The sequence below is a fragment of the Pseudidiomarina aestuarii genome (genome assembly GCF_048263735.1).
GTDB classification, from domain to species: domain Bacteria; phylum Pseudomonadota; class Gammaproteobacteria; order Enterobacterales; family Alteromonadaceae; genus Pseudidiomarina; species Pseudidiomarina aestuarii_B.
In genome coordinates this window covers 73650-85516 of record NZ_JBLXDX010000002.1, presented here as the reverse complement: position 1 = coordinate 85516, position 11867 = coordinate 73650, and the positions used below count along the sequence as shown (strand labels likewise).

At 48.7% G+C, this 11867-nt stretch carries 11 protein-coding genes; 8 read left to right on the top strand and 3 right to left on the bottom strand.

The features are described 5' to 3' along the window. The first annotated feature begins 94 nt into the window (after window positions 1-94). The 6 genes from rpsA (at window position 95) to ACN0S4_RS05075 (ending at window position 4766) form a co-directional block, all read left to right on the top strand. Window positions 95-1768 (top strand): 30S ribosomal protein S1, encoded by a 1674-nt coding sequence (rpsA, locus tag ACN0S4_RS05100; RefSeq protein WP_169929724.1) that lies wholly within the window; start codon window positions 95-97, stop codon window positions 1766-1768. Window positions 1769-1820: 52 nt separating this feature from the next. Continuing rightward, on the top strand, window positions 1821-2105 hold the full coding sequence (locus ACN0S4_RS05095) for an integration host factor subunit beta (RefSeq protein WP_417656638.1): 285 nt from the start codon (window positions 1821-1823) through the stop codon (window positions 2103-2105). A 99-nt stretch (window positions 2106-2204) separates the two neighbouring features. Continuing rightward, window positions 2205-2489, top strand: coding sequence for a lipopolysaccharide assembly protein LapA domain-containing protein (locus ACN0S4_RS05090; protein WP_417656637.1), 285 nt, complete (start codon window positions 2205-2207; stop codon window positions 2487-2489). 3 nt (window positions 2490-2492) lie between these two features. After that, window positions 2493-3650, top strand: coding sequence for a lipopolysaccharide assembly protein LapB (gene lapB / locus ACN0S4_RS05085; protein WP_417656636.1), 1158 nt, complete (start codon window positions 2493-2495; stop codon window positions 3648-3650). Next, on the top strand, window positions 3651-4358 hold the full coding sequence (gene pyrF, locus ACN0S4_RS05080; RefSeq protein WP_417656635.1) for an orotidine-5'-phosphate decarboxylase: 708 nt from the start codon (window positions 3651-3653) through the stop codon (window positions 4356-4358). A 75-nt stretch (window positions 4359-4433) separates the two neighbouring features. Then, complete coding sequence (locus ACN0S4_RS05075; protein WP_417656634.1) at window positions 4434-4766, top strand: ComEA family DNA-binding protein; 333 nt, start codon at window positions 4434-4436, stop codon at window positions 4764-4766. Between the two features lie 21 nt (window positions 4767-4787). Here the strand turns inward: ACN0S4_RS05075 and ACN0S4_RS05070 are convergent, their stop codons facing one another. After that, on the bottom strand, window positions 4788-5396 hold the full coding sequence (locus ACN0S4_RS05070; RefSeq protein ID WP_417656633.1) for a rhomboid family intramembrane serine protease: 609 nt from the start codon (window positions 5394-5396) through the stop codon (window positions 4788-4790). A gap of 129 nt (window positions 5397-5525) precedes the next feature. Here ACN0S4_RS05070 and ggt point away from each other — a divergent pair, with 129 nt between their 5' ends. Further along, window positions 5526-7316, top strand: a complete 1791-nt coding sequence (gene ggt / locus ACN0S4_RS05065; RefSeq protein ID WP_417656632.1) for a gamma-glutamyltransferase — start codon at window positions 5526-5528, stop codon at window positions 7314-7316. Window positions 7317-7359: 43 nt separating this feature from the next. On the opposite strand, the gene msrB is transcribed toward ggt, so the two are convergent. Both msrB and ACN0S4_RS05055 read right to left on the bottom strand, forming a co-directional pair. Beyond that, entirely contained in the window at window positions 7360-8553 is a 1194-nt protein-coding gene (msrB, locus tag ACN0S4_RS05060; RefSeq protein WP_417656631.1) for a peptide-methionine (R)-S-oxide reductase MsrB, read from the bottom strand. Further along, a complete protein-coding gene (locus tag ACN0S4_RS05055) occupies window positions 8550-9272 on the bottom strand; it encodes a DUF1499 domain-containing protein (protein ID WP_417656630.1) in 723 nt (240 codons plus the stop codon). Before ACN0S4_RS05055 ends, msrB begins: the two co-directional genes overlap by 4 nt. 179 nt (window positions 9273-9451) lie before the next feature. Here ACN0S4_RS05055 and ACN0S4_RS05050 point away from each other — a divergent pair, with 179 nt between their 5' ends. Beyond that, window positions 9452-11851, top strand: a complete 2400-nt coding sequence (locus tag ACN0S4_RS05050; protein WP_417656629.1) for a TonB-dependent receptor — start codon at window positions 9452-9454, stop codon at window positions 11849-11851. Window positions 11852-11867 lie beyond the last annotated feature (16 nt).

The following is an 11867-nucleotide window of genomic DNA, read 5'->3' as shown; positions in this document are numbered from 1 at the left end:
CTGTCTGCCGTAAGGATGCGAGCAGATTATTTTTCACAACCCCGCCTTTCTGGATTGCTTGGTGGACGTACTTAACTAAAAGTAGTTAACACATATGTCAGAAAATTTTGCACAACTGTTTGAAGAGAGCCTGAAAACGGTCGAAACTCGCCCAGGTTCTATCGTAAAAGGTACTGTCGTAGCGATTAACCGTGATGTCGTGTTAGTTGACGCAGGCCTCAAGTCTGAAAGTGCTATCCCAGTTGAACAATTCCGCAACGCTGAAGGCCAAGTCGAAATCAAAGTCGGTGACGAAATTGATGTGGCGTTGGACGCAGTAGAAGACGGCTTCGGTGAGACTATCTTGTCTCGTGAAAAAGCGAAGCGTTATGAAGCGTGGTTGGTGCTTGAGAAAGCATACGAAGAGCAAGCAACTGTTACCGGTTTAATTAGCGGTAAAGTTAAAGGCGGCTTCACAGTTGATTTAGGTGGTGTACGCGCGTTCTTACCAGGTTCTTTGGTAGACGTACGTCCAGTTCGTGAAACGACCCACTTAGAAAATAAAGAACTCGAATTTAAAGTCATCAAGCTTGACCAGAAACGCAACAACGTTGTGGTTTCACGTCGTGCTGTGATTGAGACTGAAAACAGCGCTGAGCGCGATGCACTGCTTGAGAACCTGCAAGAAGGTCAAGAAGTTCAAGGTATCGTTAAGAACTTGACCGATTACGGTGCGTTCGTTGACTTAGGCGGCGTTGACGGCCTGTTGCACATCACTGATATGGCTTGGAAGCGCGTGAAGCACCCAAGCGAAGTCGTGAATGTTGGTGACGAAATCACTGTTAAAGTATTGAAGTTCGACCGCGATCGTACCCGTGTATCTCTGGGTCTGAAGCAGTTGGGCGCTGATCCGTGGGCTGACATTGCTGCACGTTACCCAGAAGGGCATCGTCTGCAAGGTCGTGTCACTAACTTAACTGACTACGGCTGCTTCGTTGAAATCGAAGAAGGTGTTGAAGGTTTGGTACACGTATCTGAAATGGATTGGACCAACAAGAACGTACACCCATCTAAAGTTGTTAACTTAGATGACGTTGTTGAAGTGATGGTATTGGAAATCGACGAAGAGCGTCGCCGTATCTCATTGGGTCTGAAACAATGTAAAGCTAACCCGTGGGAAGAGTTCGCGAAACACTTCAACAAGGGCGACAAAGTATCAGGCAAGATCAAGTCAATCACTGACTTCGGTATCTTCATCGGCTTGGACGGCGGTATCGATGGTTTGGTTCACTTGTCAGACATCAGCTGGAATGCGACTGGCGAAGAAGCTGTTCGTGAATTCAAGAAAGGCGAAGAAGTCACTGCTGTGGTACTGCAAGTCGACGCAGAGCGTGAGCGTATCTCGTTAGGCGTTAAGCAGTTAGAAGAAGATCCGTTCAACAATTATCTGGCAGTCAACAAAAAAGGTGCTATCGTTACTGGTAAGGTCATCGAAGTTGATGCCAAAGGCGCTAAAGTTGAGCTTGCAGATAGTGTTGAAGGCTATGTTCGCGTTGCTGACATTTCACGTGACCGTATCGAAGATGCGAGCACTGTATTGAAAGTTGGTGATGAAGTTGAAGCTCGTTTCATGGGCGTTGACCGTAAAAACCGTACGCTGAGCCTCTCTATTCGTGCTAAAGACGAAGTAGAAGAGAAAGAAGCGATGGAAACTGTCAACAAGCAGGAAGAAGACAACTTCAGTAACGCAATGGCTGAAGCTTTCAAAGCTGCGAAAACTGACGATTAATAACCATTTGCGATGCGCTGTATAGGCATTGACGCTAATAGAGGAGTTTGTGATGACAAAATCGGAACTGATTCAACAGTTATCGGCACTGTATCCAGACCTATCGCCGCGTCAAGTTGAAGATGCTGTGAAGGAGTTGATTGAGCAAATGGCTCAACAGCTATCAAGCGGAGGTCGAATTGAAATCCGTGGCTTCGGCAGCTTTTCATTGCACTACCGCGCACCACGAGTGGGTCGAAATCCAAAAACCGGGGCGAAAGTGGAACTAGATGGAAAGTATGTTCCACACTTCAAACCAGGCAAAGAGCTGCGTGAACGCGTAGATAATCTCGGCTAAGGTTATTGGAATTCGTCGTCGAGTTCATAAAAACGGCATGCTATAGTACAGCATGCCGTTTTTTTATGACGATTTAGCCTCGCTAGAATAGGGAATATCATGTTGCGTTTCGTCTTTGTCATTCTTCCCGTTGTGGTCCTCTTTTTGTTGGCCATTGCCTTTGGTGCGCTTAATAAAAATGTGATTGCCGTTGATTTCATCATCGTGCAAACAGAACTACCCCTCGCAGTCCTGACCGCCATCTTTTTAGTGCTTGGCTTCCTTATTGGTGTAGCTGGATTAGTTTCGCGGAACTGGTGGTTACGTCGTGAAAATCGCAAATTAAAAAAGCAATTGACTAAAGCCCAGCCTACAACAACTTCAGCGGCGGCAGAGCGACCTTAGACGATGCTTGAACTTCTGTTCTTATTGCTTCCAGTTGCAGCCGCCTATGGCTGGTTTATGGGCCGTAACAGTGTCCGTAATGAAGATCGCAAAGAACAAGAGCAATTCTCCAAGCAATATGTCACGGGTTTGAACCTGTTGTTGTCGGATCAGCCTGATAAAGCAGTCGATTTGTTTATTGAGCTGCTTGATGTCGATTCCGATACGCTTGAGACTCATTGGGCATTAGGGAAACTATTTCGCCGTCGAGGTGAATTTGACCGCGCTATTAAAATCCATCAAAACCTGACATCGCGTCCTGCCATTAGTGAAAGTGAACGACGCACCGCCATGTTCGAACTTGGCCTCGATTATTTAGCGGCGGGACTTTATGATCGCGCAGAAGATATGCTGTTAGCATTGCAATCTGACCCACAGTTCAAAGCCGCGTGCTTACGTCACCTGCTAGAGCTTTATGAGTCTACCCATGAATGGGATAAAGCGATTAAGATTGCGCTTAAGTTAACTAAGATTGACAATAATGCCGAGAAAATAGTCGCGCAACTCTATTGCGAATTAGCCGATAAGCAAGACGATAGCGAACTGACTGAGAAGTTTTATAACAAAGCACGGAAACATGACGGCAGCTGTGTTCGTGCTGCTCTTGCGTTGGGACGGCTATGGTACAACCAAGGTCACTTTCGTAAAGCACAGTCGATCTTGTGCGGAATCTTGCATGAAGACAGTGACTTTATCGCTGAAGCGCTCCCGCTGATTAAAGCTTGCTACGAAGCCTTAGATGATGAATCCGGTCTGATTCATTTCCTCCATGAGTGTGTGCGCGAGGGACAGTCGACGACGGCTAGTATTCTGTTGTCTGAGTTGATTGCGCGAGAAAACGGTATCGAAGCCGCTGAACAATTTGTGCAGAGCAGTTTGATTAGAAACCCAACCATGAAAGGCTTCCATCAGTTGATGGACTTTCACATCCGCGCCGCGGATGTTGGTAAAGCACGTGATAGTCTGAGAGTCTTGCAGCGCTTAGTTCAACAACAAATGTCGCAACGCCCGCGTTATCGTTGCCGGCACTGTGGATTTTCAGGAAGTACTTTGTATTGGCATTGCCCATCCTGTCGGAGCTGGGGACAGTTAAAGCCAATTATTGGATTAGATGGAGATTAAATGACCACTCGTTCGCAACTCTTTGTGGCCTTAGATTATGCTGATGCGCAGTCTGCACGGCAGTTAGTAAATCAACTTGACCCGCAATTGTGTGGCTTAAAAGTCGGTAAGGAGCTATTTACCGCAGCTGGACCGGACTTTGTTCGCGAACTGGTGCAGTTAGGGTTTAAGGTTTTTCTCGATCTAAAATTCCATGATATACCCAATACGGTCGCTAAAGCCGTTGCAGCGGCCGCCGACCTCGGTGTGTGGATGGTGAATGTCCACGCAATGGGTGGTCGACGTATGCTGGTTGCGGCTCGAGACGCGTTAGCGGACCGTGAGCATCGCCCGTTATTGATTGCGGTTACTGTACTGACCAGTATGACCGCTGATGATTTACGCGAGCTCGGTATTGAACGGACTCCAGAACAACACGTGCAGGCACTCGCACAACTTGCAGCTGATGCCGGTTTAGATGGGGTAGTCTGTTCGGCACATGAAGCCGAAGCACTGCAACAAACGCGAGGTCATGACTTTATCTTGGTAACTCCGGGCATTCGTCCAGCTGGGAGTGAGCAGGGTGATCAACGCCGTATTATGACACCAGAGCAGGCGGCAGCGCTTGGCATACAAGTGCTAGTGATTGGTCGTCCGATAACGCAAGCGAAAGATCCGCTTGCAGCGCTACAAGCAATCCAAGAAAGTCTTACACCAAGTTCCGCGTAAGCAATTCGTATCCATAATTTTCCTTGATTACACTGAATGGACTGCATTAAGCAGGTCTTTAACAAGGAGCATTACATGGAACGTCATAATCCCCGGCGATCGTTTTTGGTCGCTCTCGCAGTTGTCATCGGTGGTGCCTCGGCGACGCTATATGCGGAACCGTCTTATGCATCAATGAATCCACTGGTACAGAAGGCTGCTGCAGTCGCTACGGAACAAGTAAATCTCAATACCGCGACTGCAGAACAGTTGGCTATGAATCTCACCGGTGTCGGTTTGAAGCGCGCGCAAGCGATTATTGAGTTGCGCGAGAAGATTGGTGGCTTCAGTGATATTAACCAGCTTCTGCAGGTCAAAGGAATTGGCCCGCGGATGCTGGAGATCAACAAAGATCGATTGGCTATCTAGCGGAGCATGTATAAAGACGCATCAGCTCTCTGGTGCGTCTTTTAATGCCAATTGCCGTAGAGCTCTGCGATGTAGGTAAAAAGCCGGTAGCGCGGCAATTAGGCCAGCTGTGTGAACAATAGCGAGCTCTCTTGCTGGCGTTATCTCGAGAAAAGTCCATCCGAGCCATTCACTACCGACTTTCAGAAGCAGCAGAACCAGTGGAATGATGATTAGATAATCGCGCGTTGACCAATTGGCGCGGCGCCACTCAATCAACAATCCAAACAGCAACCAACCATGAATCAGCACCGACCAGCCACCAAATGATTCCGGTCGACCGAAACCATAGATGAATAGACTACTCAGCGTAGTGATAATAAGCACACCATTAATGTAGGTGCGGACGGTAAAATGCTGCGCAAACAAAACGGTCACGAAAACTAATGCCGCAGCATTCCAGCCGACATGTTGCCAGCTGAGATGCAGTGCGTGAGTGGTTATAAGTCGCCAAATCTCCGAAAAAGCTAACTCGCGCTCAAACCAATAGGGTTCAACGAATGAAGGCTGCTCGACGGCCATGCCAAAAAGCCATAGGCTTATGATGGCAAGTAAAAGACTCGTGATAACGACCTGATTTCTATCCGACATTAGTCGTGAAACTCCATACCGGCATTGCGCTCCTGAATCATGCTGCCTATCATACCGAATCTAATGCATGTTTCGAATCAGAAATAATCACAATCATGGATTTTTGGATCCCAGAACGAGGAGTAGTGAGTGTCGTATACATTCTGGTCTAAGGTCGGATGGATAAGCGCAGCAGGCGTTTTAAGTTGCGTTTTAGTCGCTTGCCAACCGGCGCCATCAACTAAGGATTCTGTCGTTGATCAATCCGTAGCAGCAGACCCTGAAGCAGCAACTGGTCGTGCAGCGAAAACGGGACAAACCGCACAAAACTTTATGGCCGCGGCGGCAACGCCGTTAGCAGCGGAAGCGGGCGCGCGGATATTAGCGGCAGGTGGCTCAGCCATCGATGCTGCAGTAGCCGTGCAGGCTATGTTGACCCTGACTGAACCACAATCGAGCGGTATTGGTGGTGGCGCGTTTATTCTCTACTGGAATGCTGAAGAGCAGAGGCTGTATACCGTTGATGCGCGCGAACGGGCGCCATTGAACGCGAGTCCTGAATTATTTTTTGATGCGGAGGGAAAGCCGCCACAGAGCTATTGGGATGCGGTGATTGGTGGCCGGTCTGTAGGAACTCCAGGTGTACTTAAAGGACTCGAGTTAGCGCATCAGAAGTGGGGTGCTTTGGCTTGGTCGGAACTCTTTGCTGACTCCATTCAAACGGCTACAGAAGGCTTTCCGGTGTCGCCACGGTTGGCGAAACTACTCGAGATTGAGATGAATCCGGGAATCAAGAAGCTCCATCCTGCAGCTGATTATTTTTATCCTAATGGTGAGCCACTTGCTGTGGGAACTATTTTAAAGAACCCCGCACTAGCCGCTAGTTTTCAGCTCATTGCAGAGCAAGGAGCGGATGCGTTTTACACAGGACCTATCGCGACACAAATCGTAGAAGCCGTGCAAAACAGTAGCCAATCACCTGGGCTGATGACGCTGGATGATCTAGCACATTACGAGGCTAAGCTCCGAGAACCTGTTTGTTCGCTGTATCGTGTTCATACCATCTGTGGCATGGGGCCACCGAGTTCCGGCGCAACCACAGTATTACAGATACTCGGGATTCTAGAGAATTTCCCGGTCGGCGATTGGAGCCCAACCAGTGAAGCATTTGTTCATCATTTTACGCAGGCATCTCGCCTCGCATTTGCCGATCGGAATCGCTATTTAGCTGATAGTGACTTTGTTGATGTCCCTGTAACAGCGATGTTAGATAAGGCTTATCTGCAAGAGCGCTCTGCGTTGATCGGTAATCAGGACATGGGACGGGCACAGCCAGGTGTATTTGCTCAATACAGTTATGCGGATGACCAATCACCTGAATTCCCGAACACCAGTCATATCTCTATTGTCGACGCGCAAGGCAATGCGGTCTCCATGACCACCAGCATTGAAATGGGTTTTGGATCAGCCGTTATGGCGGGTGGTTTCTTACTCAATAATCAGTTAACCGACTTCTCCATCATTCCTATGGCTGATGGTAGGCTCGTGGCCAACCGTGTTCAGGGTGGTAAACGTCCACGCAGTTCCATGTCGCCTACCATGATTTTCGATCAAGAGGGTGACGATTTGGTGCATGTGGTTGGTTCTCCCGGAGGTTCGCGCATCATCAATTATGTTGCCCAAACGGTCGTCGGTTTGACGGATTTTGAGATGGACATGCAAAGTGCCATCGACCAAGCACATATCACCAACTTGAATGGCTCGACTCAACTCGAGGCCGGAACGGTGATGGCCGAGTTAGAACAAGCCTTGCAAGCCCGAGGGCACAAGGTTCAAGTGCAAGACCTCAACAGTGGCTTGCATGGTATTACGGTGTTACCTGATGGTACCTTATTCGGTGGCGCTGATCCGAGACGAGAAGGGATAGCCGCTGGACAATAAAAAAACGGGCCTCGACGGGCCCGTTTTTATTTAAGCGTTCGAACTAATCGGCTGAGACCGCTGCGATGTAGTCACCATAACCGCGCTCGGCCATTTCATCGACTGGAATAAACTCGAGCGCCGCTGAATTCATGCAATAGCGCAGCCCCGTTGGCGCTGGACCATCTTCGAATACATGGCCCAGGTGAGAGTCACCGTAGCGGCTTCGTGCTTCGATACGCGTCATGAACCAAGACCGGTCCGTTTTGGTGACAATGTATTGATCATCAATTGGCTGCGTAAAACTTGGCCAGCCCGTACCTGACTCAAATTTATCGCGCGATGAGAAGAGTGGTTCACCGCTGACAATATCAACATAGATTCCGTCTCGCTTCTCGTCCCACAATGGATTGTCGAAAGCCCGCTCGGTTTTATCTTTTTGCGTCACTGAATATTGAATGGGTGTCAGTTTTTCTTTCAATTCTGCATCCGATGGCTTCACAAAGTTTTCAAAATTCATAGTGGTAGCTCCAGCGTTGGCACCTGATTCAGCCGCTGATGACGACTGCGAATTGTCCGTATTGGCAGGCACAGTAGGGTCGCTGATTTGACTGTAATCAACTTCATAGTCACGCCCCCAAGCAGCCTCAGTAAATTGAAACCGACCAGAATTAAACGTATAGATTTGATACCGAACCGGATTCTTCTGGTAGTAATTCTGATGATATGTTTCCGCAAGATAAAACTCTTGTACGGGTAGTATTGGAATGACTACGGGCTCGTCGTACCTATCTTCTGCAATCAGCTTCGTTTTTGCTAATTCAGCTAATTGTTGCTGACGCTCAGAATGATAGAAAATACTCGGTCGATATTGTTGACCACGGTCAACAAATTGACCATTGAGGTCGGTCGGATCCATCATTCGCCACAATGCTTCGAGTAATGCAGTATACGTGACGACTTCAGGGTCGTAATAGATTCGCACTGCCTCGGTGTGGCCGGTTTGCCCACCAGCCACTTCCCGATAACTTGGATTGACCTCATCACCGCCGGTGTAGCCCGATATTGCTTCAACCACCCCTGGTACTTCTTCAAAGGCCTTTTCTACACACCAAAAACATCCACCCGCAAAGGTGGCTTGGGCATAGTTGCTGTATTGCTCAGAATCGGTAGCGTCCTGCGCAAAAGAAGCGGGCGCCAACGCGGTGAGCACGATGGCAGCGGTTAAACGGACTAAACGGCGGTAATAATGACTCATAAGCGGCTATCTAACTCCTCAATAAAGGCGCGAATACGGCGCGCATTGGCACCCACATCACTCAAACCAACACGTGATTTACTACGAACATCAATGGCTGTGTTATCACCGGTTGCAACTAATCGGATCACAACATCGTCTTTGAAACCGAACCAAGTGGTTGTTGCGGTGGCTTCAATCAGGCCTGCAGCAGGATCCGAAGCGATAATTTCCCAACCCATATCGGCGGCGACAAGAAGTGCCGTATCGAAAGCAGCTGCAGGGGCAACCGCAGTAAAGTAGGTGGTAATATCAGGGTAAGCTTCACGTTGTTGCTCCGCAGTTTCCGCACCAGCATACTCAACAGGGTTTGGCGCATCCGCTCGCAATGGCGCAATAGCGACAAATGCTGGTGGATTCTCCAAGTCAGTACTGATGTCGTGAATGCGTGGCACACTCATAGCTGTTTGATACTGCTGATAGGGCAGATAGAAACCAATAGCGCCGACCACTATCAACGCAACCAGCAAGCCTTGCTTCGCACCTTGTGGACGACGAAAAATCATGAGTAGTAACGACAAAATCGCAACAACACCGACAATAATCGCGCTGTAGCGAAGAATAAAAAATGCATCGCCGAGCGAGAGCAACTCAAACCGATAGAGTGGCCCAGAAATTGCGAGTGCAAGAACCGCTAGGATTCCGACGACAATGACGGCGAGCGTGAATTTGTTAAACATGGCAATTAATCCTTATTGTTATCGTTGCCTACTGTAAGATCAGTCGATTGAATTCGACGATTCTTACGCATTACTGCACTAAATTGATCACTTTTTTACGCAAATAAAGCTGCGCACATGAACAATTGAGCGCGTATTCTAGTATTGGTAAATCATTGAGAATAATAAAGGAAATTCATATGTCGGTGAGTAAGTTTCGGTTATCGCTGATCGCTCAAAGTTGTGTACTAGCTTGTAGTACTCTGAGTTTACCTGTGTCTTATGCAATGCAAGCCGCTGATTCAGCAGAGAATACCGGCAGAGACGAGACCACTGAAGTCATTGAAATTAAAGGCACGAGAACGGATTCTGCGGCCTTATCACCGCAAAGCGCTGGCATCGGCGATTTGTTCGGCGACACCCAAGCACTCGCTGAATTAGCTCGATCTGTTACACCTATTTCGGCAGAGCTCATTGAAGCGGCTGCTGTAAACGATTTGCATGACATCAATAAAATAGCTCCCAACAGTTTTGCGGCAGCAGGCTTTGGCGCACCAAGCTTACCTACCTTACGCGGGCAGTTGGGCGAGATTTTTCAACTAGGTATGCGCCGCCAGGGCGGAAATAACGGTCTCGGTATTCCGCTGTCGTTTAACAGTGTTGGCCAAATTGACGTGGTTCGGGGTTTACCGCCGGTCATTCTAGGTAGTACGCAGCGCACAGGCGGTTTTGTCAATATTCAGCCTAAGCGCGCCAATTTAAGTCAAGACGTCGGTACCGCCCTTGTGCAAGTGGGTGAGTGGCAGAGTTATCGTGGGCAATTTGATTACAGTGCGTTGATCGAAAAGGATAACGAAGCGCTCCGAGCTAGTGTCGAAGTGATTCGTGAAGATAGCTTCTACGATTACAGCGAGCACCAAAGCGATGACCTCTTTGTCAGTTATCGGTGGCGCCCTGATAGTCAGTCGGAGTTGAATTTATTTGCTGAGTGGTACGACGTTGAATGGACCGACAATGCAGGTTTCAATCGTCCGACTCAAGCCTTGATAGACGACGGTCTATATGTGACAGGACAAGGTCGTCAGCCGAATGGTTCCATGGTGCCTGGTGCATTTGCTCTGATTTCGCCCGAGAGTTTGGTCGAATTACCACGTTCACAAGTCTACACCGACCCGGATGACATCAATGGTGCGCAGACACTCTTATTACACGGTATCTATGAACGAGAATTGAATAGAGAGTGGGCATTTAGTCAACGCTTTTACTATCAGCACCTCGACCGCGAGGAAATTGCTCAGAATTCTTTCGTGGAAATTGTGGACGGCGCGCAGACCTTTGAAACTCGAGCTGAGCTACGTTATGCGAAATCTCCAGATGCTATTACTTGGTTCGGTGTGAATCTGCGTATCAATGATGTGTTGGCATACAGTCAATTTACCACAGAAGCCGACTTACCCGTCGATTTAAGTGGTCCGTTAAGTAATCGACGTATTCCTTTGACTCCTGCGCAGCAAGCTCGTTTAGTCGAGCTACGCCCCGGTGTATTTGTCTCGCCGGGAACTCAGTATGATCTTGATGGCGATGGCGTGGGTGATTTTAACTTGTCCGATAGTACCGACTCGACCAGTCAGCAATGGGGCCTGTTTTTGCAGCACGAGCGGCAGTTGACCGACACAATTAAAGTGAATGGCGGTGTGCGTGCTGATTACTATGATGTAACCGCCAGTGACCCGTTACCGCCAGCAGGCGTGACTGAGGTTCCAGAGGATAACTACACAGACTGGCTGTATGGCGCTCAGTTAAGTATCCAATATCAGCCAAGTCGAGCGCACGTCTGGTATGCAAGTTTGAATCAACAAGAGGCGACGTCGAATAGTGTTGCTGGTGGTACCGTGTTAGGTGCTGATCAACGTATCAACCCGCTTAATTTCGCCAGCGAAACAGACGCATTTGAGGTGGGCTATAAATATGCGCCAGTCGCCGCAAGTTGGTATGCCGATGTAGCCTGGTTTACGCAGACCCGGGGCCTACGCAATCGCGATGGTAGTAATACAGGTATCAAGACTCGTGGCGTAGAAGCTCAGTGGTTTTATCAAGCGGAACAGCTTTGGTTGACTGCCGGCTATAGCTATTTGGATGCGCGCTTCGACAATTCGGCAAGTTTCCAAGATTCTCGCACCGTTTATGACGCTTTCACAGACGAGCGGCCGGATTTGGTTGCTGGAACGGGGGTTGGTGCGCCGAACTTCGCTGCGTTCGCACCGTCAACGATGCGAGTGCAAGGTTTACCTGATCATCAAGCATCTATTGCTCTTGGCTACGATTTCACGAGTCAGATTGCCCTAGGTGGTAACGCGACCTATACCGGTGACTATAAACTCGACTTTCTGGATACCGTGCGAATTCGAGACCAACATACGCTGAATCTTTTTGCGCAATGGCGGTCAGTAACTCAACGTCATAAAGTACGCTTAGATATCTATAACCTAACCGATGAAGAGAACTGGTCACCGGTGTTTGAGGGTGGATACTTCGGTTCGACTCTGGTGTTTCCAGAGTTACCCAGACATGCGGAATTGACGTACACCTACAAATTTTAATCGAAGCCATATAGCT